The organism is Actinomadura citrea (assembly GCF_013409045.1).
Lineage (GTDB): Bacteria > Actinomycetota > Actinomycetes > Streptosporangiales > Streptosporangiaceae > Spirillospora > Spirillospora citrea.
Window position 1 is genome coordinate 3539993 of record NZ_JACCBT010000001.1, and the last position, 23579, is coordinate 3563571.

The following is a 23579-nucleotide window of genomic DNA, read 5'->3' on the forward strand; positions in this document are numbered from 1 at the left end:
GTCTGATCATTGAATTCGGGACTTCCGCCCCTAGGCCGGCTCCGGCCGCCTTCCGACGATGGAGGGTGAACGGCCGAGCGAAGGAGATTCGTCATGAAGGCCAAGGAGTGGAGCGTCGAGCTCTACATCACCGAGGACGGCATGGACACCGTCGCGCAGGCGATCCTGTTCAGCGGCGGCGAGAGGAAGTCCACAGGGCGCGGGCACGCGCGCCGGAACCCGGTCGACCGCGAGGTTCCGGAGATCGGCGACGAGCTCGCCGTGAGCCGGGCGCTGGCCGATCTGGCCGACCGGCTCCAGGGGGTCGCGAGCAAGGACATCGCCCAGTTCGCGGGACCTTCGTGAATGCCGGTGAGTGAACGGTCGGCGAGCGAGGTGGGGTGATGTACTCCGATCGGCAGGACGCGGGACGGCAGCTCGTCACCTGTCTGCGGCGGTACACGGGCGCGGACGTCCGGATCCTGGGGCTGCACGGGGGCGGTGTCCCGGTGGCGGCCGAGACCGCCGCGCCGCTCGGCTGCGCGCTGGACGTGCTCGTCGTGCGCGAGCTCGTCGTGCCGGGACCTCCCGGTGTCCTGGTGGGCGCGGTCGCGGAGGGCCCGGCGCGCGTCCTGGACGAGGAGGCCGTCCGGCGGGCGGGGGCGGGGGAGGCGCAGATCGGGGAGCTGGAGCGGGACGCCCGCGTCGAGGCGCGGGCGCTCGGGCTCCGGCTGCGCGGGAGGCGTCTGGGGCCCCCGCCGGCCGGCCGCGACGTCATCGTCGTCGACGACGGCGCGGCCTGCCGTTTCGCCGCCGAGGTCGCGTGCCGGGAGGCCCGGGCCCAGGGCGCCGGGCGGGTCGTCTTCGCCGTGCCCGCGGCGTCGCCCGCCACCGTCGACCATCTGCGGACCGTCGCCGACGAGGTGGTGTGCCCGCTCTCGCCGGTGTTCTTCGTCACCGCGAGCGACTTCTACCTGGACTTCGCGCCGGTCACCGAGGCCGGGGCCGGCCGGCTGCTCGCCCGGCCCGTATGACGCGCGCACGCCCGGCTGGTCTCGCGGACCTCAGGCCGCCCAGGTCTCCGGCGCGAGCGGGTCGCGCATCGAGACCATCCCCACCAGCCGCCCGGACGGACGCCTGCCGTTCCTCAGCCCGTCCCGCCGCGCGCCGAGGCACCCGCGGTTTCCGCGGCCCTCCGCCGCCCGGCTCGCTCGGCGGGCACGACCGCCACCGGACAGGGCGCCTCCAGCAGCGCGGCCTGGGTCACCGGGCCCAGGAGCGTCTGGGGTCCCGAGCCGATTCCGCGCACGCCCATCACCAGCAGCGCCGCGTCGCGGGCGGCGCCGACCAGGGCCTGCCGCGGCGTGTCGACCACGAACTCGGTCTCGAGCGGCACCCGCGGGTACCGGCTCCGCCAGGCCGCGACGTCCTCCTCGAACCGCGCCCTCGCCTCGCGCCTGATCACCTGGGGATCGCTGAAGGGGACGCGGTCCGGCCCGCGGAACGCGGCCGGGTCCCACCAGCTGCACACGGCCGTCACCGAGGCGCCGCGCAGCGCGGCCTCCTCGAAGGCGAAGCCGATGGCCGACTCGCCGCCCGTCGAGCCGTCCACGCCCACCACCAGCCGCTCGCGGCCCTGGGGGGCGGGCGGCAGGTCCGGCCGGACGACGACGACCGGGCGGTCGGCATGGGACGCCACCTGGACCGCGGTGGAGCCGACCGTCAGTCCCTCGAACCCGCCGTGCCCCCGCGAGCCGAGCACGACCAGGGCGGCCTCGCGCGACGCCTCCAGCAGCACGGCCGAGGCCCACCCCCGCTCCAGACGCCAGCGGACGTCCAGGCCCTCGGCGAGGCCGTGGGCCTGGCGGACGCCCTCGTCCGCCACGATCGCGCCCGCGCCGCGCAGGACCTCCAGCGTGTCCTTGTCCGGCTGGCGCAGCGGGTAGGGCCAGTGCCAGGCATGACAGACCGTGAGGGGCAGGCGGCGGAACAGAGCCTCCCGCACTCCCCAGCGGATCGCCTCGTCCGCGACGGGCGACCCGTCGTACCCGACCAGGACGGTGCCCGTCCTTTCATGATCGTTCATGGCCGATCCCTCCCCCTGTCGGTGTGTCCAGCCTTTCCCGGGACGCGGAGGCACGGGCAGGGGCCGCTGTCCCGGGTTCGAGGGACCTTCGGCACTCCATCCGAACTCACAAATGCAGACAGAATTGACAAAAGGTCCACAAACTCATACTTCGCGGGCGTGGTCCGGGGCATGGCTCCGGGAATGATCCTGCGTGTATCGTTCGCTCCCCGTGCAGAGGGCAGAGGGATGACCTATCCGTCACCTGCGCCCGGGCGATTGTGCGGATCGCGTGACGCGCAGCGGATCGCCCAAGACCTGGCCGACCAGATCACCCGCCGGTTGTTCGGCATCGGCCTCGAACTGAACGGCGCCCTGGCCCGCATCCAGGACCCTTGGACCACCCAGCGCGTCCGGGCGGCTCTGACCGGCCTGGACGACGTCATCGACGACCTGCGCCGTGTCGTCTTCGACCTCCACACCGCCCCCCAGGATCCGGACGTCCCCGACCGCTGAGCCCGTCCTGAGGCGCCGGCCGGCGACGCTGACGGCGGCGTCTCCGCCGCTCGACCCCCGCCCCCCGGCCGGATCGAGGCGATGACGGCTACGTTGGAGCCGTGCGCGCACGAGACCTCGCCGTCGAGTACCCGACCGTCACGCCGGACAGCAGCGCGCTGGACGCGGCCCGGCTGGTGGCCGAGCACCGGCTCGCCGGGCTGATCGTCGTCGACCCCGGTCGCAGGCCCGTCGCGGTGATCCCGGGTTCGCAGCTGCTGCGGTCCATCATCCCGCCGCACGTCCGGGACGACCCCGCCCTGGCCCGGGTCTACGACGAGCGCCACGCCGACATGCTGTGCGCCAGGCTCGGCGAGAAGCGCGTCGCCGATCTGCTCGTCGAGGGGCGGAGGGCGCTGCCCGTCGTCGACGCCGACGCCACCGTCATGGAGATCGCCAGCGTCATGGCGGCCGACCGCAGCCCCGTCGTCGCGGTCAGCGGCGAGGCCGACCGCACCGACGCGCCGATGATCGGCGTCATCACCGTCGCGCACCTCCTCGACCGGCTGCTCCCCGACCCGCCGCCGGCCTGAGCCGCCGGAGCCCCTGCCGGCGGCTCGCCGCCGGTGTTCATCGCAGGGTCAGCGAGGTCTCGGATTCGACGCGGGTCAGCTTCTCGGGATTGCGGACGTAGTAGAGGCCGGTGATGCGGGCGTCCTCGACGCGGACCGCCAGCACGCCGTCGAGTTCGCCGTCCAGCCGCATGACGAGCGCCGGGTTGCCGTTGACCACGGTCTGCTCGACGGTGACCGTGCTCGGCACCCTGCCGGTGCCGCCGACGATGTAGCGGGCCACCTTCTCGGCGCCGGTCACCGGCCGCAGCGCCGCCTGCTTGAGGCCGCCGCCGTCACCCACCATCACGACGTCGGGGGCGAGGACGTCGAGCAACCCCTGCAGGTCCCCGGTGTCGAGCGCGCGCCGGAAGGACTCCAGGACCGCCCGGGTCTCGGCCTGCGACACCGCCTCACGGGGACGGCGGGCGTCGACGTGCCGTCGGGCGCGGTGGGCGATCTGGCGGACGGCCGCGGGGCTCTTGCCGACCGCGGCCGCGATCTCCTCGTAGCCGACGTCGAAGACCTCGCGCAGCACGAAGACGGCGCGTTCGGTCGGCGCCAGCGTTTCCAGGACGAGCATCAGCGCCATCGACATGCTCTCGGCGAGTTCGACGTCCTCCGCCACGTCCGGCGAGGTGAGCAGCGGCTCGGGCAGCCAGGGGCCGACGTAGGCCTCCTTGCGGCGCGTCATCGTGCGCAACCGGTTGAGCGCCTGCCGGGTCGTGATCCGGACCAGGTAGGCGCGCCGGTCGCGCACCTGCTCAAGGTCGACCTTGACCCACCGCAGCCAGGTCTCCTGGAGGACGTCCTCGGCGTCGGCCGCGGAACCGAGCATCTCGTAGGCCACGGTGAAGAGCAGGTTGCGGTGGGCGACGAAAGCCTCGGTCGCCGGGTCCGCGGGGTGGTCGCTCATGGCTTCATCCTTTCCTGTGCGCTCGGCGCCCGGGCCGGCGGCCGGTCACCTCGCCTCGGGAAGGGCGCCGGCGATGACCCGCGGGTCGGTCACGCTGCGCAGGTACTCGTCCACGATGACGCGGCCCCGCTCGTCCCCGCCGCCGTCGAGCGTCCCGGCGTATCCCGCGCCTGCCACGATCACTTTCATGTCCGCCTCCTCCGTCAGGATGGGTCGTCCACAGGACACCGCAGGCGGCTTGTTCGTAACACCGGCGCGAGTGCGGTGCGTCACAACCGCGCCGTTCCGGGTCAGCGGAGGTGGTGGTGGAGGGGCGCGGCCAGCTCGACGGTGCTCAGCACGAGCGCGACGGTGTAGTCGATCAGGTGGTCGCGGTCGACGTCCAGGTCTCCGCGGAACCAGGTGGTGAACAGCTCCCAGAGGCCGGCCGTGAGGGTCAGGCCGGTCAGTTCCACGTCGACGTCGGGGAGCGGGACCTGGTCGAGGGTCTCGTGGGTCTGGGCGGCGAAGATCGCGGCCATGGTCCGGATGATCTCGATCCGCCGCCGCTGGAGCAGGGGGGAGGAGGGGAAGGCGTGGGTGAGGATGTGGGCCCGGCGCGGGTCCGTGGTCAGGAAGCCGAACACGGCGGTCACCACGGCGCGGGTGCGGGCCTGCGGGTGGCGGGGCGCCCGGCGGGCGGCGGACAGGATCACGTCGGTGCCCAGGGCGACCTGCTCGTCGACGATCGCCAGGAGCAGGGCGTCGCGGTCCGGGAAGCTCTCGTAGAAGTAGCGGTCGTTGAGCCCGGCCTCGGCGCACACCTTCCGGACGGTCGTGGCGGCCCATCCCTGGGTGCCCAGCAGCTCCAGCCCGGCCGCCAGCAGCGCGGCCCGGCGGCGGGCCCGGCGCTGGTCGGCGGGCACGCCGCCGTAGGGGCGCGCGCGAGGGGGCTGGGACGTCACAGCCCCGATTCTGCCGCATCCCTTGACTTCCTCCGTGAATCTGGAGACGGTACACACCAGATATTTCTGGTGTGTTGCCTCACCAGAACTTTGGTCACGACGAGACGGGAGCGTGAGGCCCGGTGGCCACGGAGATCCCCCCGCAGCCGACGCTGGCGGACATCGACCTGAGCGATCTGCGGTTCTGGACCCGGCCGCTGGAAGAGCGGGCCCGGGCGTTCGCGCTCCTGCGCGCCCAGCCGGGGCGGGTGTTCTTCACCCTGCCGAAGCTCCCCTTCCTGGGGCAGAGCCCGGGGTCCTGGGCGCTGGTCCACCACGCCGACGTGACGGAGGCCAGCCGCCACCCGGAGGTGTTCAGCAGCGAGCCCAGCGCCACCAGCCCGGCCGACATGCCGCGCTGGATGGACGGCTTCTTCAACTCGATGATCGACATGGACGACCCGCGGCACGCCAAGATCCGCCGGATCGTCTCCCGGGCGTTCAGCCCCAAGATGCTCGCCAAGGCCGAGGACGACATCGCGCGGCGGGCCGCCCGGATCGTGGACGAGCTGGTCGAGGCCGGCGGCGGCGACTTCGTGTCCGGGGCGGCGGCGCGGCTGCCGGTCGAGGTCATCTGCGACATGCTCGGCATCCCCGCCCGGCACCACCGGCGGGTGGTGGAGCTGACCAACATCATCGTCGGCTACAGCGACCCCGAGTACGTGGGCGCCACCGTCGAGTACAGGGACGGCATCCCGAAGCTGGGCCGGCTCGGCACGCTGCGCATGCTGGGCACGGTGGCGTCGGCGGGGTGGCGGCTGCACCGACTGGCGTCCCGGCTCGGACGGGAGCGCAGGGCCGCCCCCACCGGCGACCTGACCTCGGCGCTGGTCAACGCCAACGTCGACGGCGAACGCCTGACCCCGCGCGAGTTCGCCACGTTCTTCCTGCTGCTGGTGGTGGCCGGTAACGAGACCACGCGCAACGCGATCGCGCACGGCCTGAAGCTGTTCACCGAGCACCCCGACCAGCGCGAACTGCTGCTGGCCGACTTCGACGGACGCATCGCCGGGGCCGTCGAGGAGATCGTGCGCTTCAGCAGCCCGGTCATCTTCATGCGGCGCAACCTCACCCGCGACCACGAGATGAACGGCCACACCTTCCGCAAGGGCGACCGGGTGACGCTGTTCTACTGGTCCGCCAACCGCGACGAGGCGGTCTTCACCGACCCCGACCGTTTCGACATCACGCGCTCGCCGAACCCGCACGTCGGGTTCGGCGGCCCCGGCCCGCACTTCTGCCTGGGCGCCAACCTGGCACGGCGAGAGATCACCGTGATGTTCCGCGAGCTGTTCACCCGCCTGCCCGATATCGCCGCGGGGGAGCCCGACCGGCTCATGTCCGGCTTCATCAACGGCTACAAGCGCCTGCCGTGCACCTTCACCCCTCCGCGGCCCCCGCGCTGAAACGCCGGTTCGCGGTTCAGTGCTGGCCGGGCACCGGTGGCCGGACCTCGGTCTCCACGTCCCCCTGCCCGTCGTCCAGGTCGTCGGCGGCGCCGTCGTCGGGCGGGGGGAAGTCCTGCTTCCGGCGTGCGCCGCCCGGCCGGGTGCGGGGCGGGCGTATGCCGCGCCAGCGGATGAAGGGTTCGACGCCACGGGCGATCAGCGGCCCGGCGATGGCCAGCATCAGCACGTAGGCGGCGGCCAGCGGCCCGAGCCGGGGGTTGATGCCGTCGGACACGGCCAGCCCGGCGATGACGATGTTGAACTCTCCGCGCGGGACCAGCGCCGCGCCGGCGCGCAGGCGCCCGCGGGCGGCCACGCCCGCACGGCGGGCGGCCAGCCAGCCCGAGGCGAGCTTGGTGGCGATCCCGGCCACGGCGAGGAGCGCGGCCACACCCAGCACGGGGGGCAGCTGGCCGGGGTCGGTGTGCAGGCCGAAGAACACGAAGAACACCGCGGCGAACAGGTCCCGCAGCGGAGCCAGCAGGTCGCGGGCGGTGTGGGCCAGAGGTCCCGACAGGGCGATGCCGACCAGGAACGCCCCGACCGCCGCCGACACCTGCAGCTGCTGGGCCAGGCCGGCGACCAGCAGGGTCAGCCCCAGCACCTTCAGCAGCAGCACCTCGTCGGTGGGGCTGGCGACGAACCGCTCCACCAGCCGGCCGTGCCGCAGCGCGACGAACAGGATCGCGGTGATGGTGGCGGCGGCGATGCCGAGCGTGGTCGCCCCGGCGACCAGCGAGGCCCCGGCCAGCAGCGCGGTCAGGATCGGCAGGTAGGCGGCCATCGCCAGGTCCTCGAACACCAGGATCGACAGCACCGCCGGGGTCTCCCGGTTGCCCAGCCAGCCGAGGTCCCCCATGACCTTGGCGGTGATCCCGGACGAGGTGACGTAGGTGATGCCGCCGAGCGCCACCGCGGCCACCGTCCCCCAGTCGAGGATCAGCGCCACCGCGACCCCGGGGGCGGCGTTGAGCACCAGGTCGGCCAGTCCCGCCGGGGCCGAGGTGCGCAGCGTTCCGACCAGTTCCCCCGCGGTGTACTCCAGCCCGAGGGTGAACAGGAGCAGGATCACCCCCACCTCGGCGCCGAGCGAGACGAACTCCTCGCTGGCGCCGAACGGAAGGATGCCGCCCGAACCGAAGGCCAGCCCGGCCACCAGGTACAGCGGGATCGGGGAGATGGAGAAGCGGACCGCCACCGCGCCCAGCAGGCCCAGCGCCAGGACGATCGCCCCTAGTTCGATCAGTTGTGTCGCGGCGTGCATCGCCCTCTCACCCGCCGTGCAGGATGGTCGCGACGGCGGCGGTGCCCTCGTCGGTGCCGACCACCACCACGACGTCCTCGGCGCGGAACTCGAAGTCCGGGCGCGGGCTGGCGATGACCTCGCCGTCGCGGACCACCGCCACGATCGAGGCGCCGGATCGGGTGCGGGCCCGGGTGTCGCCCAGCCTGCGACCCGCGTACGGCGAGGCGGCCGTCAGCAGGATCTGCTCGGTCACCAGTCCCTCGACCTGGCGGTTCAGCTCGGCCAGCCGTTCCACCACCCGGCCGGTGCCCAGCAGCTCGGCCACGGCGTTGGCCTCCTCGGCCGCCAGCGCCACCGACACCACGCAGGTGTCGGGATCGTCCTTGTCGTAGATCACCAGATCGCGGCGGCCCGTGCGGTGCGACACCACTCCGATCTGGCGCCCCCGCCCGGTGGTGAACACGTGGCGCAACCCGATGCCCGGCAGCGATGTCCGCTCGACGTCCATGACCCTCTCCCGCTTTCTCCGTGATCTCCGTGGCCGCCCGGGGCATGCCCCGGCATGCGCGCGTGCCGCCGTCCGGCCGTCCCTGATCGCCGCCCATGAGGTTGTGGACATGTTTCAGGCCAACCGGACATGACCCTAGGCGAAACCCGCCGGTGGAAGCGCAGCCCACGGGCCCGCGCGAGCAGGGCCGGGCTCATGCCGAGACGGTGTCGCCCGGCACGGTGGACGGTCGCGCGTCCCCGTCCCCGTCCCCGTCCCCGTGCCGGGCGTCCGTCCGGTGCCGGCGCAGGGGAGGATCGGCGAGGCCGACGGAGACGACCGCGGCCGCGGCCGCCAGGCCGCCCGCCAGGAGGGCCAGCGGCGCGGAGGTGACGGACGCGAGCAGCCCTCCGCGGAAATTGCCGATCTCGGGGCCGGCGACGCCGATGACGTGCTCGACCGAGGAGACCCGCCCCCGGAAGTGGTCGGGGGTCTCCATCTGGATCAGGGCGCCGCGGGTGATCACTGCCACCGTGTCGGCCGCACCGGCGGCCGCCAGGCAGGACAGCGCGAGCCAGAGGGGCCCCGCAAGGCCGAAACCGGCGAGGGCCAGGCCCCAGGCCGTGGCCGCGACGAGCTGGGCCAGGGCGCCGCGGTGGAGGCGGGTGACCGCCCCCGAGAACAGGCCGGCGCCGAGCCCGCCGACCGCGATCGCGGACAGGAACAGCCCCAGGGTCCGGGGATCGCCGCCGAACCGGATCTCGTTGATCATCGGGAAGAGCGCGATGGGCATGGCCAGGACGGTGGCGGCGAGGTCGATGCCGAAGGAGCCCCACAGGACCGGGTGCCGGAGGATGATCCGCCACCCTCCCGGCAGCGGCCCGCGACGCCCCCGCCCCGGCGGCTGGTCGTCGGCGCGCCGGGCGGGCATCGCGGGCAGCCGGATCACGGCGATCATCGATGCGGCGGTGGCCAGGGCCTGGATCGCGTAAGCGGCGGGGTAGCGCCACTGCGCGAGCACGAGCCCGGCGACGGCGGGCCCGATGAGCATGGCCGCCTGGAACGCGACGTTCTGCAGGGCGAGCCCGGCGGCGACCTGGTCGGCGGGCAGCAGCCGGACGGGGAAGGTGCGCCGGGCCGGCGCCCCGAGCGCCGCGCAGCCGGCCTCGGCGGCGACCAGGGCCAGCAGCAGCGTCACCGACCGGTTTCCGGCGGCGGCCTGGACCATGAGGGCGAGGGCCGCGAGGGCCTGGCCGCCGGTGGCCGCGCGGACGAGGCTCCTGCGGTCGACGGCGTCGGCCAGCGATCCGCCGACCAGGCCGAGGACGAGCAGCGGAACGCCAGTGGCCAGACCGATGGCCCCGGTCCACAGCGGGCTGCGGGTCAGCTCCCAGACCTGCTGCAGGACGGCGACGACGGCGATCTGCTGGCCGATCGAGGCGAGCGACGACCCGACCCACAGGTCGCGGAACGTCCGGCTCCCGCGCAGCGGCCGGACGTCGATGAGCCCTTCGCGCAAGGCCACGGCTACGGCTCGGTCGGGGCGGAGGGCGCCGGGGGCGCCGGACCGGGAGGTGCCGCGTCGAGGTGGGAGAGGATCCGCTCCTTCATCGGCCGGCGGGCGAGCGCGCGCTCCAGTTCGGTGACGACGGCGCTGAGCGCGTGGGGCACCTCGTCGTCCAGTTCGGCGACCGCCGCCTCGGTCGCGCGCCACTCGGACTCGAGGAACGGGACGAGGGCGCGGCCGCGGTCGGTCAGGGTGACGCGCCGTGTGCGGGCGTCCGTGCCGGGCTCGGAGTCGACCAGCCCCTCGCGTCGCATCGCCGCGATCGTCTGGCTCATCGCGGAGTGGGAGCGGTCCAGCGAGGCGGCCAGCTCCCGGATCGTCAGCGGGCCGGTATGCGCGAGCCGGATCAGGGGGTAGGCGAAGCGGGGGCGGACCCCCCGGATGCCTCGGTCGGTGTACAGGGATTCGATCTGGGCGTCCAGGCCGGTCAGCAGGGTGTGCAGCGCATGCCACCGCCCCGGCGTCGCGGTCGGATCCGATGATGTCACAGCGCTAATATAACAGCACTCATACATACCTCCGCCTCCGGGCGGCGCTCAGCCGGGCGGAGGTGGGTAGAAGAGCCTGCAAGGAACCCGAGAACCCAGGGGCCGTCCGCGATGAGCTCACAACCCGAGATCGACACCACCGTGCCGCACTCGGCCCGGATCTGGAACTTCCTGCTGGGCGGCACCGACAACTACCCCGTCGACCGGCAGGCCGGGGAGGGGATCTTCGCGGTCTTCCCCGGGATGGTCGCCATGGCCCGGGAGTCCCGGCAGATGCTGCGGCGGGTGGTGCGGTACCTGGCGGGGGAGGCGGGCGTCCGCCAGTTCCTGGACATCGGGACCGGGCTGCCCACCATGGACAACACCCACGAGATCGCCCAACGGCTCGCGCCGGCCTCCCGCATCGTCTACGTCGACAACGACCCGCTGGTGCTGACGCACGCCCGGAAGCTGCTGACCAGCACCTCCGAAGGCGCCACCGACTACATCGAGGCCGACGTCCGCGAGCCCGAGGCCATCCTCGCCGAAGCCGCCCGCACCCTCGACCGCGACAAGCCCATCGCGCTCATGCTCATGGGCATCCTGGGGCTGGTGGGCGACTACGACCAGGCCCGTTCGATCGTCGGCCGGCTCATGGCGGCACTGCCGTCCGGCAGCTACCTGGCCGTCTACGACGGCACCGACAGCGACCCCGCCTACACCGAGGCCATCCGGACCTACAACTCCGCCAGCGGCGCCGTCCCCTACATTCCCCGCACGCAGGAGCAGATCGTCGGCTACTTCGACGGTCTGGAACTGCTGGAACCCGGGGTCGTGCCGGTGACGCGATGGCGTCCCGACCCCGGCCAAGACGACGTCCCTGAGGTGTCCTGCTCAGGAGGACTGGCCCGCAAGCCCTGAGCCGCCGCCTCCCCTGCGGTCTTCGCTTCGTCAGGCCATCGCCTAAATGGTCGTCGCGCGATTCAACGGTGCGCCGTTCGCCGCTTTCGTGGCGAAGGCCCGGCCATCTCATGGGATGCCATGCATTTCAGTAAAGAATGACTTCGTGTATTGCCGCGATACCGGCAATGCGGAGATCTCGGCGTGATCGTGTGTTCAGATGAACGCGGAAGAAAGATCGCTTCGGATCTCCGTGGGGAGCAAACGGCATGAGGCATCGGGGAGCTTGCATCACGGCGGCGGTCGGTGTCGTCGCGGTCGTCGCGTCATTCGGGCACGCGTCGGCGGCGGACCGGCGTCCGGGATCGGTGCTGGTCCAGGAATCGTTCACCAGAGCCACCGCTGATTCGCGTTTCGTCGGGTACGGGGCGGCCTGCCTGACGGGCGCGCGTCGGGGGAACGCCGCGGCGGAGGCCACGAACCATCCGCTCCGGGGGTGCCGCCGGGACCCGGTCGGACCCGTGCCGCCGGGCGACGCCGCATCGCGCGGATATCTCCAGCTCACCGACGCCCACTTCGAGGAGACCGGCGCCGCGTTGTTCGACTCGCCTATTCCCGCGCGGGGCGGCCTGGAGGTCACCTTCGAGCAATGGCAGTACGGCAACACCACACGCGCTCCGGCCGACGGGATCTCGTTCTTCCTGACCGACGGCGCCCGGAGTCTCACCACGCCGGGCGCGTTCGGCGGAAGCCTCGGTTACGCCCAGAAACTGCCGGGCGGCAGGGCCGGCGGGCAGTTCATCCCCGGAGTCGACGGCGGGTACCTCGGCATCGGACTCGATGTGCTCGGCGACTACTTCGGCGACGGAGAGGGGCGCGGGAACGGCTGCGAGCGGCGTTCCCCGGCCGGGACGGTGTTCCGCCCGCCCGCCCCCGGCCCCAACGTCGTGACCGCGCGCGGCCCCGGGAACGGCATCACCGGATACTGCCTGCTCGGCGCGACCACCAAGAACAGGACGACCAGGGGTCCCTGGCGGTCGTCGCTTCCCGGGCGCCTCCACGGCGACCTGAGGACGATGCCCGCCAACGTCACGCCGAGCCGGGCCGAAAGGCTGCTGGAGCCGGTGAAGCGAGTCGTCCGCGTGGCGGTGTCGCGCGGACCGAATCCGGTGGCGACGGTCGACATCGACTTCCGGGACGGCGGCGGCTTCAAGCGGGTGCTGAGGTTCGCCGCTCCCAGGCCCGTCCCGAACACCGTCAAGTTCGGCTTCGCCGCGTCCACGGGCCCGCTCACCGACGTGCAGCTCATCCGCCGGGTCGCCGTGCGCTCCCAGAGCAGCTGAGCGAAAGGGCAGGCCGCGGCTCGACGGTCCCGCGCGAAGCGGCCGTCGAGCCGCGGCCTGCGGTCGGTCCTCTTCCGTTCTAGGTGAACGCCGCGACTCCCTCGTACCGGCCTCGGAGTGCCTGGCCGGTCGTCTCGTATTCGAGGAGCAGCAGGCCCGCCGGAGTGGCCTCGTGGCGGACGAGGCGCAGCCCGTTCGGGGTGCCCTGCGCGTTCAGAAGGCGCCGACCGCTTCGCACCACGACGGGCGCGACCACGAGGCGGAGCGTGTCGACCAGGCCCGCTGAAAGCAGCGAATCCGCCAGGCGGGAACTGCCGTGGATCTGGAGTTCCCGCCCCGGTCGTGCCTTGAGGTCGGCGACCGTCTGGACCGGATCGCCCGCGAGCACGGTCGTGGGATGCCAGGTCCCCTCGGTGAGGGTGTTGGAGACGACGTACTTCGGCAGCGTGTTCATCCGTCCGGCGAAGGGGTCGGCCGGGTCGGTGATCTTCGGCCAGTCGCGCGCGAACGCCTCGTAGGTGCGCCGGCCGAGGAGCAGGCCGTCGGCGAGGCCGAGCCACGCGGAGGCGCGCCGGACGAACGTCGCGTCCATGTGGGGCACGAGCCAGCCGCCGCGGGTGAAACCGTCCGTGCTGTCCTCGTCCGGCGAGCCGGGACCCTGGCTGACCCCGTCGAGCGTGACGAACTCGGAGAGGGCGACCTTCATCGTGTGGTGATCCTCTCCGTGAACGCGGCCAGCTGGCCGGCGACCGTCGTCCAGCCGTCGGCGAAGCCGAGTGCGCTGTGGTGGGCGCGGGCATCGGGGTCGCGGTGCTGGACGACCAGCCTGTAGTCCGTGCCGTCCGGATGGTCGTCCATCGTGATCGTGGCGGTCATCGCGACCGGTGCGGGGTGCGCGGGACGCCACGTGCTGTCGATCGCGTTGGTGAACACGATCCGGTGGGGTTCCTCGACGGCGAGGAAGCACGCGTCCATGTGCGGGACGAACTCGGCCCCGTCGTCGCTCAGCCGCGTGACGAACGCGCCGCCGGGCCGCGTGTCCAGACGGTCCACCCGGCAACGGGAGGGGGCCGGGACCCACCACTGTTCGAGCTGGGACGGATCGGTCCAGGCGCGCCACACGGTCGCGCGCGGAGCGCGGATGATCCGCTCCAGGCCGAGGTCGAGATCGGGATTCATGGGGCTTTCCCCTTCGGGTCGGTGACGAACTGTTCGAGACGGTCGGTGCGCCCCTCCCAGATGCGGCGCTGCTCGGCGAGCCAGTCGTCGACGAGGTCGAGCCGTTCGCGGTTGAGCACGCAGGTGCGCACCCGGCCGGACTTGACGGTGCGGATGAGCCCGTTCGATTCCAGGGTCCGCACGTGCTTCATGAACGAGGGGAGGGTCATGGGGAACTCGCGCGCGAGGTCGCCGACGCTCGTGGGCCCGTGCCCGAGGCGCCGGACCACGGCGCGCCGGGTCGGGTCGGCGAGGGCGACGAACACGCCGTCCAGCTCTGGCGAATACTGTGCCATGAGGCTAAGTATTGTGGCCCGGCGATGGTTAGCGCAAGGGCTAAGTATGAGTGGCTCGCTTCACTGGGCCGTGTGTGAGCATGGCGGGCGGGAACAGGTCGAGACCGCGCCGGTCCGGACGCGGGGAAGGAGCGGCGCGGGTGGCGGGCGACCGTGGGGCCGCCGACCGGATGGGGGAGTGATGTCGAGAACGCTCCGGCGGCTCCGACCAACATCCGAGGGGGCCGCACGGCGGCCTCCTGCGAACAGCGACCGGAACGAAGGAGAAGGCCATGTCACGCAATATCGAGACCGTCACCACCTACCTGGACGGCTTCCGCAGGAACGACCACGAGCAGATCCTGTCCTGCCTGACCGACGACATCGAGTGGACGGTCTTCGGCGCCTTCCACCTGACCGGCAAGGGGGCCTACGACAAGGCCATCGACGGCCCGCCCGAGCTCCTCGACCCGCCTCGCCTGGAGGTCGTGCGCATGGTCGAGCAGGGGGACGTGGTCATGGCGGAGCTCACCGGGACGGTGGAGCGGGCCGCGGGCGGCGAGATGCGCATGTCCATGGCGGAGGTGTTCGTCCTGCGGGACGGCAAGATCGCCGAACGCCGTGCCTGGGTCGTCGAACTCAAGGAGAACGACTACCGCTGACCCGCGGCCGCGACACGCGGGCGGCCCGGCCGGCGTCGGCACCGCCCCGGGCCGCCCGCAGCCCCGCGTGCCGCGGCGGGTCCGCCGCGTCGGGGCGTCCGGCGGCGAGCAGGACGCCGGCGCCGCCGAGCACGAGGCCGGCGATCACGAGCGAGTGCAGCGCCTGGCCGGTGACCAGCCAGGCCAGCACCGCCGTCACCGACGGGGTCAGGAAGAACACCGTGCTGACCCGGGTCGCCGACGAACGCGACAGCATGCTGTTGAGCAGCAGGAACGCCGCGATGGAGTTGACGAGCACCATCCACGCGACCGACCCACCGAACGCCGTCCAGTCCGACACGCGCGGGGTCTCCAGGGCCAGGCTGAGCGGGCCCACGGCCGCCGCGCTCACGAGGACCTGCGTGGCGGTCCCGGTCCGGACGTCCATGTCGGGGACGAAACGCTTCTGGTAGAGGGTCCCGAGGCTGAGTCCGCCGAGGCCCGCCAGGCACAGCGGGATGCCCCAGGCCGACAGGCTCACCCGGTCGGCGACCGCGAGCACCACGCCCGCCGCGCCGAGGGCGAAGCCCAGGGCCTGCCGCCGGGTGACGGTCTCGCCGAGCAGCCGGGCCGCCAGCGCGATCACCACCGGGTTGAGGCCCTGGACCAGCGAGATCACGGCCGCCGGGTAGTGCAGGGAGAGGGCGGTGTAGAAGCAGCCGAACTGCACCGCCTGGATGAGCAGCCCCGTGACGGCGACGTGCGCCAGCGCACGCCCGCGCGGCCATCGGGCCCGAGTGACGAGGGCGTACGCGGCGAGCAGCACTCCCGCGACGGCGAACCGCGCGAACATCAGCAGCAACGGCGGAGCCGCCTTGACGCCTGGGACGCCCGCCACGAACGCACTGCTCCACAGAACGACGAACAGGGCGGGCGCCAGCGCCGCTCCACCCCGCGTCCACCGGCGGTCGCCCCTCCCGCGGGCGGGGACGCCGGGCTCGTCGGTGTCGGCCGGCGGGGGAGGGATGGGGGTCCCCGGCTTCATCGAGGGTCCTTCCGTACGGGGCGTGCGGACGCGACCGGCCCGCCCCGCCGCATGGCGGCAGGGGCGGGCCGGCGCGTCGGCCGGATGGAAAGGGATCAGGACGCGCGCAGGGCGGACCGGCGCAGGTCCCACAGGGCGTCGTCGGAGGTGCAGACGCCCGCGGCGCCGTGCTGGAGCGCCTCGGAGACGTCCGCCTCCTCCTGGACGAAACCGGCGGCCAGGTACGGGACGCCGAGATCCCGGGCCTCGCGCTCGATGTAGCGCAGCATGACCGCGGGCATGAGCTGGACGAGGTCCGGGTGTGACCGTCCGATGGACTGCACGCTGCGATGCAGGTTCGATCGGTCCGTGACGAAGACCTTCTGCATGGTCAGCAGGCCCAGCCCGCCCGCGCGCTCGATGATCGCCGCGCGGGTGGAGCAGATCCCGATCGCCCCGATCCCCTTGAGGTAGGTCAGGGCGCCCGGGTCGTGCCCGAGGCCCGGCGTCGAGTCCATGTTCACGAAGACGATCTTGCGTGCGGCGACGGTCGCCGCCACCGTGGCCTCCAGATCGCCCAGCGGGACCGACGCCAGGATGCCGAGCGGCGCCGACCGGGAGGCGAACCGGCCGGCCATGGCGACCCCGACGATCGAGGCCATGACCGGGTGCTCGGCCAGCGCGGCCAGCAGCCGCCGGTCAACGGGACGTTTCGGACGAAGACCCATCACATCACCCTATTTATGCTCAGAGGTCCTCGGAGAACCCGGGCAGCCCCAGCTTCCCCGGGTTCATGATCCCCTCCGGGTCGAGGGCTTGCTTGACCGCCGCGAGGGTGCCGAAGCCGCTGCCCAGGGAGGGCCTCACGTAGGGCGAGCGGAGCAGTCCCACGCCGTGGTGGTGGCTGATCGCGGCGCCGTGCCGGATGAGGACGTCGTTGGCGGCGTCCCAGGCGGCCCGGTACCACTCCCGTCGGCGGGAGCGTTCCACGTCGCCGCGCAGGGAGAAGTACAGGCAGGCCCCGTCGGTGTAGGCGTGGGACTGGTGCGCGGAGGCGCGCAGCGTCCCCGGCACGGCTTCGACGGCCGCGACCACCTCGTCGTAGAGGGCCGTGAGCGACGACCACGGCGCCGCGATCTCGCAGGTGTCGGCGACGAAACCGGGTCCCTTGGCGTACCCGTCGCCCGACTTGCCCACGATCATCCGCTCGTCGAGCCAGCGCGCCAGGACCGCGCCGCCGTCCAGCGTGACCGGCGCGCGGGCCGCGCAGACCTCCTCGGCCACGGCCAGCGTCGCGTCCACCAGCACCGGGTCGCCCTCATCGGCGATCAGCAGCAGGTTGGTGTCCGGCTCACCGAAGTGGGTGCCGCTCTCGTGCGCGTCGTACAGGCGCAGCACCGCCGGGGTCGCGCCGCGCTGGAGGATCTCGCGGCAGGCGTCCAGCCCGTCGGCGAACGTGGCGAACCCGTACGCCAGGCCCGACCCGTAGGCGGGCAGGCGGTGGGTCCGCAGCCGCAGCCGGGTGATCACGCCCAGCGTGCCCTCGGAGCCGAGGAACAGCTGCCGCAGGTCGGGGCCCACGGCCGCGCGGGGGTAGGTCCCGTAGCTCGCGGACGATCCGTCGGGCAGGACCACGTCCAGGCCCACGACCATGTCCTCGATCTTGCCGTACCGGGTGGAGAGCTGGCCCGCCCCGCGGCAGGCCGCCCAGCCGCCGACCGTGGAGATCGCGAACGCCGACGGCCAGTGCCCCGCGGTGGCGCCGTGGACCTCCTGGAGCTCCTTCTCGAACAGGTCGCCGAACATCCCCGCCTGCACCTCGACGATCATCGATTCGGCGTCGAAGGACAGGATCCGGTTCAGCCGGCAGACGTCCAGCACGACCCCGCCGAACACCGGCAGCGCCGCGCCGAGCACGTTGCTGCGTCCCGCCGACACCGTCAGCGGGACGCGGTGCGCGGCGCAGATCCGGACCACGGCGGCCACCTGCTCCTCGTCGGCCGCCTCGACGATCACCGCGTCGGGGGTGGCGGGGCGGCCGTCGGTCTCGCCGATGGACGTGCCCGCCCACCAGTCGCGGGTCCGCCGGACCACCTCGTCCCGGCCGGTGTGCACCGCGGCCGCGGCCGCGCGCAGCTCGGTGACGACCGCTTCGGGGACCCGGGCCACGCCCTCCTGCAGGCTCGCCTCGCCGTCGCCGGGCGGGCAGTCGGCCGCCCAGCGCGGCGGCGTGGGCGCCCCGACGACGTAGTCCCCGCGGTTGAAGGGGTGGGTGATGGTCTGCCTGCTGATCAACTGAGTTCCTCCATCAGTACGGTCCGCTCCCGCTCGACGCCGGAGACGTAGTCCTCGATCTGCCGCCCGGCCTCCTCATCGGACAGCCCCAGCTCCCGCTGCAGCAGCCGCGCGACCTCCGGGGCGGCCTTGACCGACAGGTCACGGGCGAAGAGCCGCATCCGGGTGCGGCGCGACAGCACGTCGTCGACGGTCCGCGCCAGTTCGCACCGGGCCGCGTACACCACCTCGGCCCGCAGATGGCCGCCGCCCTCGACCACCGGCTCGGCGAGGGAGGCGTCCTCGGCGATGAGATCGGCGACGAAGCGGGCCTCGGTGCCGTACCGCTCGCCCAGGTGCGCGCCCAGCCCGCCGGTCGCCGAGGTGGCCTCCGCGTCGTAGCCCGCCCCGCCGAGCAGCGGGAGGTGGACGGTGCGGCAGCGCGCCTTGCGGCCGAGCTCCTTCAGTGCCTCGTCCACGACGAGCTCGCCCATGTGGCGGCTGGTGGTGAGCTTGCCGCCGGTGACGGTGACCAGCCCGTGGGCGTCGGTGGCGATCCGGTGGTCGCGGCTCATGTCGAGGGTGGCGCCCTCCTTGCCGCCGACCAGCGGGCGCAGCCCGGCGATCGACCCGACGACGTCGTCCGCACGCAGTCCGGCGTCGAACGCCGTGTTGGCGCCGTCGAGGAGGTACTCCATCTCCTCCCGCGTGCACAGCACCTCGTCCAGCGGCCCGTCGTAGTCGGTGTCGGTGGTGCCGATCACGACCACGTCGCCCCACCGGGTGCACGTGGCGCGGCGGGCCCGGCCGGGGACGGGCACCGTCACGGTCCCGTCGATCGGCAGCCGGGTCCACGGCACCACGATGTGCACGCCCTTGGCGGGACGGACGCGCGGCCGGTGGCCAGGATCCGACAGCGCGTCGAGCGTGTCGGACCAGACCCCCGTCGCGTTGACGACCACCCCGGCGCGCACGTCGACCTCGCGGCCGTCGACACCGACGGTGGCGCCGCGCACGCGCCCGCCCTCGCGGATCAGGCCGCGGCAGGCGGCGCCGTTGAGGACGGTCGCGCCGAAGTGCGCGGCGGTCCGCGCGATGGTCAGGGTGAGGCGGGCGTCGTCGGTGCGGCTGTCGTAGTAGAGCAGGCCGCCCCTGAGGCGGTCGGCGCGCAGGCGGGGGGCGCGGACGAGGACCTCCGGCACCGTGAGCCGCCGGTGGAGCCGCCCGATGCGCCAGCCGCCCGCCAGGTCGTAGGTCCACAGCAGACCCTCGAACGCCTTGGCGATGCGCGGGTCGAACACGCCGTCCTGGGTGAGCACGGGGAACACGAAAGGGAGCCGCTGCACCAGATGGGGGGCGTTGCGGCGCAGCCGCTGCCGCTCCAGCAGCGAGCGCCGCACCAGCGGCAGGTTGCCCTGCTCGATGTAGCGCAGGCCGCCGTGCACCATCTTCGAGGACTTGGAGGACGTGCCCGAGGCGAAGTCGTCCCGTTCCACGAGCGCGACCCGGAGCCCCCGGCTGACGGCGTCCAGGGCGGTGTAGCAGCCGGTGACGCCGCCGCCGACGACGAGCACGTCGAACCGCTGGGCGGCGAGCCGTTCGATCTGCGCGCCGCGGTCCAGCGCCAGCGGGGTGCGGCGGATCGCGTTCCTCGTCTCTGACCTCGCCTTGCGTTCGGTAAGCCGGATCACGACGTCGATTCCTTCGTTGAGTGGGTGGGGACATGGCGGGCCAGCAGGTCGCGCCACGCGGCGCGGGCCTCCCGGCGGTCGCCGTCGGCGAGCGCGGGCTCGAACACCGGGTCGGTGCCGAGCCCGGCGACGGCCGAGGCGAGGTCGGGCCACAGTCCCGCGCGCACGCCGCCGAGGTAGGCGGTGCCGCGCAGGCTGGCGGTCTCATGGGCGAGGGCCCGGCGCACCGGGCGCCCGATCAGGTCGGCCTGGGCGGACATCAGGACGTCGCTGCCGGCCAGGCCGCCGCCGCAGACGAGGTCGGTCACGGGCCGCCCCATGGCCTTTTCCACGCCTTCCAGCAGGTCGCACACCGAGTGCGCGAAACCGTCGAGGACGCCCCGGGCGAGCTCGGCCCGGGTGGTGGACAGGCTCAACCCGGCGAGGAGCCCGGTGGCCTCCGGCGCCCAGACCGGCGTGCGCAGCCCCGCCAGCGCGGGCACGAACCGCACGCGGGACGGTCCCGAGTGCTCGCCGGCCAGTTCGGTCAGCCGCCGGGGCGACTCGAACATCCCGATCTCCTCGCAGAGCCAGCGCACCGCCGAGCCGGTCGTCGCGGCGAACCCCTCCAGGCTGAACAGCGGCACGCCGCGCGAGCGCCAGGCGACCAGGGTCAGCACGCCGGGCACCCGGTCGCGGTGGCCGGGCGGGCGGCCGCCCGCGACCGCGTCCAGGAACGTGCCCGTCCCGTGCACGCACATCGCCTGGCCGGGCCGGTGCGCGCCGAGCGCGACCATCGCCGCGTGCTGGTCGCCCATGACCGACAGGATCGGCAGCCGCACCCCCAGGACGGACGGGTCGGTGAAGCCGAAGTCCCCGTCCTCGTCCACGACGGACGGCAGGATGTCGGGCGGGCAGCCGAGAAAGTCCGCCCAGGGCCCGTACCAGTCGCCGGTCCGCAGGTCGTAGGCGCCGGCGGCGACGGCGTTCGTCGCGGACATGACGTGCCGGGCGCCGCGGGTGAGCTTCCACACCAGCCAGGTGTCGATCGATCCGAACACAAGCCGGCCCCGCTCGTGCGCCCGCCGCGCCTCCTCGTTCCGGGCGACCTCCTCGGCGGCCCACAGCAGCGGGGCCCGGGACCCGACCGGCCGCCCGGTGCGCTCGGCGAGACGCTCGTCCCAGTCCGGCTCCCACTCCCGCAGCCGCTCGGCGTAGCGGCGGTCCTGCCACACCACGGCGGGGCTGAGCGGCTCACCGGTCACCGCGTCCCACAGCAGCACGGTCGCGCGCTGCGTGGAGATCGACACCCCCGCGATCTCCACGCGGTCCGCGGCCGCCCGCTCCAGGGCCGTCCGGCAGACCCGGACGGTGTTCTCCCAGATCTCCGCCCCGTCCTGCTCCACGCGCAGGTGGTCGGGCGAGCGCACCGAGATCGGCAGGTACGCGGCCGCCGCCGCGCCGCCGTCGTCGAGAACGACGGCGGCGCGGGTCCCGGTGGTGCCCTCGTCGATGCTCAGCACGCCGCGCCGGCGTTCTCTGATCATCTGCGAAACACTCCTCTCGTCAGCGCGTTCGGACCGGCCCCGCGCTCAGACCGGCACCGTTTCGCGCCGCTCCAGCCGGACGGGCTCCTCTTCCAGGTTCACCGCGACGCGCGTCGGGTCCCACTTGACGATCACGCAGGTGGCGAGGCCGACCAGCGGCACCGCCGACAGGACCATCAGGCTGGCGCCGACCCCGAACGCGGCCTGGAGCTGCGGGAACACGTACAGGCCCGCGACCGACCCGAAGCTGCCGAGCATCCCGGTCACGCCGGTGCCGAGGGTGCGGATGTCGCTGCGGTACGACAGCGCGGCGATCGACTTGCCGTTGGGGCCGGGGCCGGCGGAGTGGAAGAAGATGAACAGCACCGGCAGCGCGGCGGCCAGCGCGATCGGGAGCTGCTTGAAGGTCGCGCCCATGACCAGCAGCGCGACGAACACTACGGCGTACCCGGCCGCCGAGCTCACCCGCAGGCCGAGCCGGCGGCCGAAGTAGGCCGACAGGCACCCGCCGGCGATGCCGACCGCGTTGAACGCCATCGAGCCCGCGGTCGCCTTCTCGAACTCCTTGCCGAACAGCTCCAGGCTGATCACCGGCAGGTACCAGCCGACGGCGAAGTACTGCATGGACTGGGTCAGGGAGATCACCGTCGACAGCACGGTCCGGGGCAGGTAAGCGCCGCGGAACAGCACCCCCGCGTCCCGGACGCCGACCTGGTGGCGCGCCTCCCGGGCCTGCGGGGTGTCCAGCGGGCCCTCCTTCGCCTTCACTCCGTACAGGCGGCGCAGGTTCGCGGCGCTCTCCCGCAGCCGGCCCTTGGACGCCAGCCAGGTCGGGCTCTCCACCAGGAAGGCCATCTGGAGGACGAACAGCGCCGCGGCGAAGACGACCGCCGAGCCCACCGACCACCGCCAGATGTCGGAGCCGACGTCGAGCTTGTAGAACAGCAGCGTGAGCGCGAGGTTGGTGGTCGTCGCCAGGTACCAGACGCCCTGCCAGAAGTTGAGCCTGCCCTTGAGCGAGGACGGGGTGTACTCGGCGAGCAGCGCCATCGCCACGGCGAAGTCGATGCCGTAGGCGACGCCCACCAGGGCCCGTCCGGCGAAGACGGTCTGGAAGTCCGAGCCGACCGCGGTCAGGACCGCGCCGATCCCGAAGATGACCTTCGTCATCAGCAGGGGCCTGATCCGTCCGATCCGGGCGGCGAGCCAGCCGCCGAAGGGATTGGAGACGATCGCGATGGCCGGGGCCATCGCGGTGAGCACGCTGACCTGCGTGGGCGACAGATCCAGCTGCTCGACCATGGGGGACAGCCCCGCGCCCAGCGCCGCGTTGGAGTAGGCGTCCAGGAACAGGCCCGACAGGGCCAGGAACCAGATCCAGTTCGCGCGGCCGCGCAGACTCGTGAGGGTGTCGATGAGGCCGGCCGCGTCCGCCGCGCTGCGGATGACCGCCGTTCTCGTGCTCGCAGGGCCGTCGTTCATGCCCGCCGCCTTTCGGGGTTGAAACCCTTGCCAGCGGTCCGGGAATGACTGAAGGCACAGACGAAGACCACTGACAGGGGTGTCTTCGTCTGTGCCTGTCGGTTGACGGGAGGTTAGGCGGGGCCGATCCGGTGTGTCAAGCGACACATCTTCCGCCCGGCCCGGCCGCGAAGCCGCAGGCCACGGCTCGCTTCAGCGGTGTCGGCTCTCCGAGCGATGAGTTCTCGCCGGGCCGCGGGTCCTCATTGCGGACCGGCCGGTGACCGAAGGAGAAGCCGTGAAGAACGATGTGTGGCCGATGGTGCATGCGGAGCGTGCGGCGCTGATCGACGACCTCTCGCACCTCGATGCCGATCAGTGGGAGGAACCGTCCCTGTGCGACGGGTGGACGGTGCACGACGTGGTGGCCCACCTGGTCGACACGGCCCGCACGACCCGCTTCGGTTTCGTCGTCCGCCTCGCTCGGGCCCGGTTCGACTTCGACCGTCAGAACACCCAAGGCGTGGAGCGCGAACGCGGTGCCTCACCCCAGGAGACTCTGGAACGGCTCCGCCAGGTGGCGACGCTCAGGGCGACCCCTCCGGCGCCGCTCGACAGCCGGCTCGTCGAAGAGGTCGTCCACGGCGAGGACATCCGCAGGCCCTTGGGCATCGTCCACGCCTACCCGCGGCAGGCGGTCGTCAGGGGGCTCCGCCTGCAGGCCCGCACGCCGGCGTCCTTCGGCGGAGCCAAGGAGTTGACGGCCCGTTTCCGCCTGACGGCGACGGACGCCGACCTCGCGATCGGTGACGGCCCGGAAGTGAGCGGAACCGCCCTCTCGCTGCTCCTGGCGATCTCCGGCCGCAACGTGGCGCTGAACGATCTCTCCGGACCGGGCGTCTCCACCCTGGCGACGTCCGCCTGACCGTCGGCGACCCAGGCGGGTTGCGTTGCGCGTCCCG

At 73.0% G+C, this 23579-nt stretch carries 26 protein-coding genes; 9 read left to right on the forward strand and 17 right to left on the reverse strand.

Going from position 1 to position 23579, the window contains the following annotated elements; genetic code table 11:
• Positions 1 to 93: 93 nt before the first annotated feature.
• Positions 94 to 345, forward strand: coding sequence for a DUF1876 domain-containing protein (locus tag BJ999_RS16685; RefSeq protein WP_179834145.1), 252 nt, complete (start codon positions 94 to 96; stop codon positions 343 to 345).
• A gap of 38 nt (positions 346 to 383) precedes the next feature.
• Entirely contained in the window at positions 384 to 1013 is a 630-nt protein-coding gene (locus BJ999_RS16690; RefSeq protein ID WP_179834146.1) for a phosphoribosyltransferase, read from the forward strand.
• A gap of 113 nt (positions 1014 to 1126) precedes the next feature.
• Here BJ999_RS16690 and BJ999_RS16695 read toward each other — a convergent pair whose 3' ends face one another.
• Entirely contained in the window at positions 1127 to 2065 is a 939-nt protein-coding gene (locus BJ999_RS16695; RefSeq protein ID WP_179834147.1) for a universal stress protein, read from the reverse strand.
• A 258-nt stretch (positions 2066 to 2323) separates the two neighbouring features.
• On the opposite strand from BJ999_RS16695, the gene BJ999_RS16700 reads away from it, so the two are divergent.
• Both BJ999_RS16700 and BJ999_RS43565 read left to right on the forward strand, forming a co-directional pair.
• Positions 2324 to 2560: a histidine kinase gene (locus BJ999_RS16700; RefSeq protein WP_179834148.1), complete on the forward strand. Its 237-nt coding sequence runs from the start codon at positions 2324 to 2326 to the stop codon at positions 2558 to 2560.
• Positions 2561 to 2661: 101 nt separating this feature from the next.
• Positions 2662 to 3132, forward strand: a complete 471-nt coding sequence (locus BJ999_RS43565) for a CBS domain-containing protein (RefSeq protein WP_179834149.1) — start codon at positions 2662 to 2664, stop codon at positions 3130 to 3132.
• 37 nt (positions 3133 to 3169) lie between these two features.
• Here BJ999_RS43565 and BJ999_RS16710 read toward each other — a convergent pair whose 3' ends face one another.
• From BJ999_RS16710 to BJ999_RS16720, 3 genes are all read right to left on the reverse strand, one after another.
• Entirely contained in the window at positions 3170 to 4066 is an 897-nt protein-coding gene (locus BJ999_RS16710; protein WP_179834150.1) for an RNA polymerase sigma-70 factor, read from the reverse strand.
• 45 nt (positions 4067 to 4111) lie between these two features.
• Positions 4112 to 4255: a hypothetical protein gene (locus tag BJ999_RS16715; protein WP_179834151.1), complete on the reverse strand. Its 144-nt coding sequence runs from the start codon at positions 4253 to 4255 to the stop codon at positions 4112 to 4114.
• A gap of 101 nt (positions 4256 to 4356) precedes the next feature.
• Positions 4357 to 5010 carry a TetR/AcrR family transcriptional regulator gene (locus BJ999_RS16720; RefSeq protein ID WP_179834152.1) on the reverse strand — a complete coding sequence of 218 codons (654 nt, stop codon included), beginning with the start codon at positions 5008 to 5010 and terminating at the stop codon, positions 4357 to 4359.
• A gap of 122 nt (positions 5011 to 5132) precedes the next feature.
• Between BJ999_RS16720 and BJ999_RS16725 the strand changes: the two genes are divergently transcribed.
• The gene (locus tag BJ999_RS16725) at positions 5133 to 6455 is read left to right on the forward strand and encodes a cytochrome P450 (RefSeq protein ID WP_179834153.1); all 1323 of its coding nucleotides are present in this window, start codon (positions 5133 to 5135) and stop codon (positions 6453 to 6455) included.
• A 16-nt stretch (positions 6456 to 6471) separates the two neighbouring features.
• Here BJ999_RS16725 and BJ999_RS16730 read toward each other — a convergent pair whose 3' ends face one another.
• The 4 genes from BJ999_RS16730 to BJ999_RS16745 all read right to left on the reverse strand — a co-directional run bounded on the left by BJ999_RS16730 (position 6472) and on the right by BJ999_RS16745 (position 10285).
• Positions 6472 to 7761, reverse strand: a complete 1290-nt coding sequence (locus tag BJ999_RS16730) for a cation:proton antiporter (protein ID WP_179834154.1) — start codon at positions 7759 to 7761, stop codon at positions 6472 to 6474.
• Positions 7762 to 7768: 7 nt separating this feature from the next.
• Positions 7769 to 8251: a cation:proton antiporter regulatory subunit gene (locus BJ999_RS16735; protein ID WP_179834155.1), complete on the reverse strand. Its 483-nt coding sequence runs from the start codon at positions 8249 to 8251 to the stop codon at positions 7769 to 7771.
• Positions 8252 to 8444: 193 nt separating this feature from the next.
• Positions 8445 to 9755: an MFS transporter gene (locus BJ999_RS16740; RefSeq protein WP_179834156.1), complete on the reverse strand. Its 1311-nt coding sequence runs from the start codon at positions 9753 to 9755 to the stop codon at positions 8445 to 8447.
• 2 nt (positions 9756 to 9757) lie between these two features.
• Positions 9758 to 10285: a MarR family winged helix-turn-helix transcriptional regulator gene (locus BJ999_RS16745; protein WP_229810451.1), complete on the reverse strand. Its 528-nt coding sequence runs from the start codon at positions 10283 to 10285 to the stop codon at positions 9758 to 9760.
• A 111-nt stretch (positions 10286 to 10396) separates the two neighbouring features.
• On the opposite strand from BJ999_RS16745, the gene BJ999_RS16750 reads away from it, so the two are divergent.
• The gene (locus BJ999_RS16750; protein WP_179834158.1) at positions 10397 to 11185 is read left to right on the forward strand and encodes an SAM-dependent methyltransferase; all 789 of its coding nucleotides are present in this window, start codon (positions 10397 to 10399) and stop codon (positions 11183 to 11185) included.
• Between the two features lie 248 nt (positions 11186 to 11433).
• Positions 11434 to 12507 (forward strand): L-type lectin family protein, encoded by a 1074-nt coding sequence (locus BJ999_RS16755; protein WP_179834159.1) that lies wholly within the window; start codon positions 11434 to 11436, stop codon positions 12505 to 12507.
• Positions 12508 to 12586: 79 nt separating this feature from the next.
• On the opposite strand, the gene BJ999_RS16760 is transcribed toward BJ999_RS16755, so the two are convergent.
• The 3 genes from BJ999_RS16760 to BJ999_RS16770 are packed head-to-tail and all read right to left on the reverse strand — an operon-like array spanning position 12587 to position 14021.
• Complete coding sequence (locus BJ999_RS16760; RefSeq protein WP_179834160.1) at positions 12587 to 13213, reverse strand: dihydrofolate reductase family protein; 627 nt, start codon at positions 13211 to 13213, stop codon at positions 12587 to 12589.
• Positions 13210 to 13686 carry an SRPBCC domain-containing protein gene (locus BJ999_RS16765; protein WP_179834161.1) on the reverse strand — a complete coding sequence of 159 codons (477 nt, stop codon included), beginning with the start codon at positions 13684 to 13686 and terminating at the stop codon, positions 13210 to 13212. The genes BJ999_RS16760 and BJ999_RS16765 overlap by 4 nt, the downstream gene beginning before the upstream one ends.
• Complete coding sequence (locus tag BJ999_RS16770) at positions 13683 to 14021, reverse strand: ArsR/SmtB family transcription factor (RefSeq protein ID WP_179834162.1); 339 nt, start codon at positions 14019 to 14021, stop codon at positions 13683 to 13685. The genes BJ999_RS16765 and BJ999_RS16770 overlap by 4 nt, the downstream gene beginning before the upstream one ends.
• A gap of 272 nt (positions 14022 to 14293) precedes the next feature.
• Here BJ999_RS16770 and BJ999_RS16775 point away from each other — a divergent pair, with 272 nt between their 5' ends.
• A complete protein-coding gene (locus BJ999_RS16775) occupies positions 14294 to 14662 on the forward strand; it encodes a nuclear transport factor 2 family protein (RefSeq protein ID WP_179834163.1) in 369 nt (122 codons plus the stop codon).
• Here BJ999_RS16775 and BJ999_RS16780 read toward each other — a convergent pair.
• The 6 genes from BJ999_RS16780 to BJ999_RS16805 form a co-directional block, all read right to left on the reverse strand.
• On the reverse strand, positions 14640 to 15686 hold the full coding sequence (locus BJ999_RS16780) for a DMT family transporter (RefSeq protein WP_179834164.1): 1047 nt from the start codon (positions 15684 to 15686) through the stop codon (positions 14640 to 14642). The genes BJ999_RS16775 and BJ999_RS16780 overlap by 23 nt on opposite strands.
• 95 nt (positions 15687 to 15781) lie before the next feature.
• Positions 15782 to 16393, reverse strand: a complete 612-nt coding sequence (locus tag BJ999_RS16785; RefSeq protein WP_179834165.1) for a glycerol-3-phosphate responsive antiterminator — start codon at positions 16391 to 16393, stop codon at positions 15782 to 15784.
• 19 nt (positions 16394 to 16412) lie between these two features.
• Positions 16413 to 17960: an FAD-binding oxidoreductase gene (locus tag BJ999_RS16790; protein WP_179834166.1), complete on the reverse strand. Its 1548-nt coding sequence runs from the start codon at positions 17958 to 17960 to the stop codon at positions 16413 to 16415.
• A complete protein-coding gene (locus BJ999_RS16795) occupies positions 17957 to 19630 on the reverse strand; it encodes a glycerol-3-phosphate dehydrogenase/oxidase (protein WP_179834167.1) in 1674 nt (557 codons plus the stop codon). The genes BJ999_RS16790 and BJ999_RS16795 overlap by 4 nt, the downstream gene beginning before the upstream one ends.
• The gene (locus BJ999_RS16800) at positions 19627 to 21156 is read right to left on the reverse strand and encodes an FGGY family carbohydrate kinase (protein WP_179834168.1); all 1530 of its coding nucleotides are present in this window, start codon (positions 21154 to 21156) and stop codon (positions 19627 to 19629) included. The genes BJ999_RS16795 and BJ999_RS16800 overlap by 4 nt, the downstream gene beginning before the upstream one ends.
• Before the next feature lie 45 nt (positions 21157 to 21201).
• A complete protein-coding gene (locus BJ999_RS16805; protein WP_179834169.1) occupies positions 21202 to 22638 on the reverse strand; it encodes an MFS transporter in 1437 nt (478 codons plus the stop codon).
• Positions 22639 to 22915: 277 nt separating this feature from the next.
• Between BJ999_RS16805 and BJ999_RS16810 the strand changes: the two genes are divergently transcribed.
• On the forward strand, positions 22916 to 23542 hold the full coding sequence (locus BJ999_RS16810; protein WP_218935091.1) for a maleylpyruvate isomerase family mycothiol-dependent enzyme: 627 nt from the start codon (positions 22916 to 22918) through the stop codon (positions 23540 to 23542).
• The last annotated feature ends 37 nt before the right edge of the window (positions 23543 to 23579 follow it).

Excerpts from the sequence above, each read along its gene's own strand:
- BJ999_RS16685 (WP_179834145.1), top strand. The coding sequence starts at position 94 with ATGAAGGCCAAGGAGTGGAGCGTCGAGCTCTACATCACCGAGGACGGC.
- BJ999_RS16690 (WP_179834146.1), top strand. The coding sequence starts at position 384 with ATGTACTCCGATCGGCAGGACGCGGGACGGCAGCTCGTCACCTGTCTG.
- BJ999_RS16695 (WP_179834147.1), bottom strand. The coding sequence starts at position 2,065 with ATGAACGATCATGAAAGGACGGGCACCGTCCTGGTCGGGTACGACGGG.
- BJ999_RS16710 (WP_179834150.1), bottom strand. The coding sequence starts at position 4,066 with ATGAGCGACCACCCCGCGGACCCGGCGACCGAGGCTTTCGTCGCCCAC.
- BJ999_RS16715 (WP_179834151.1), bottom strand. The coding sequence starts at position 4,255 with ATGAAAGTGATCGTGGCAGGCGCGGGATACGCCGGGACGCTCGACGGC.
- BJ999_RS16730 (WP_179834154.1), bottom strand. The coding sequence starts at position 7,761 with ATGCACGCCGCGACACAACTGATCGAACTAGGGGCGATCGTCCTGGCG.
- BJ999_RS16735 (WP_179834155.1), bottom strand. The coding sequence starts at position 8,251 with ATGGACGTCGAGCGGACATCGCTGCCGGGCATCGGGTTGCGCCACGTG.
- BJ999_RS16750 (WP_179834158.1), top strand. The coding sequence starts at position 10,397 with ATGAGCTCACAACCCGAGATCGACACCACCGTGCCGCACTCGGCCCGG.
- BJ999_RS16755 (WP_179834159.1), top strand. The coding sequence starts at position 11,434 with ATGAGGCATCGGGGAGCTTGCATCACGGCGGCGGTCGGTGTCGTCGCG.
- BJ999_RS16760 (WP_179834160.1), bottom strand. The coding sequence starts at position 13,213 with ATGAAGGTCGCCCTCTCCGAGTTCGTCACGCTCGACGGGGTCAGCCAG.
- BJ999_RS16765 (WP_179834161.1), bottom strand. The coding sequence starts at position 13,686 with ATGAATCCCGATCTCGACCTCGGCCTGGAGCGGATCATCCGCGCTCCG.
- BJ999_RS16770 (WP_179834162.1), bottom strand. The coding sequence starts at position 14,021 with ATGGCACAGTATTCGCCAGAGCTGGACGGCGTGTTCGTCGCCCTCGCC.
- BJ999_RS16775 (WP_179834163.1), top strand. The coding sequence starts at position 14,294 with ATGTCACGCAATATCGAGACCGTCACCACCTACCTGGACGGCTTCCGC.
- BJ999_RS16780 (WP_179834164.1), bottom strand. The coding sequence starts at position 15,686 with ATGAAGCCGGGGACCCCCATCCCTCCCCCGCCGGCCGACACCGACGAG.
- BJ999_RS16785 (WP_179834165.1), bottom strand. The coding sequence starts at position 16,393 with ATGGGTCTTCGTCCGAAACGTCCCGTTGACCGGCGGCTGCTGGCCGCG.
- BJ999_RS16800 (WP_179834168.1), bottom strand. The coding sequence starts at position 21,156 with ATGATCAGAGAACGCCGGCGCGGCGTGCTGAGCATCGACGAGGGCACC.
- BJ999_RS16805 (WP_179834169.1), bottom strand. The coding sequence starts at position 22,638 with ATGAACGACGGCCCTGCGAGCACGAGAACGGCGGTCATCCGCAGCGCG.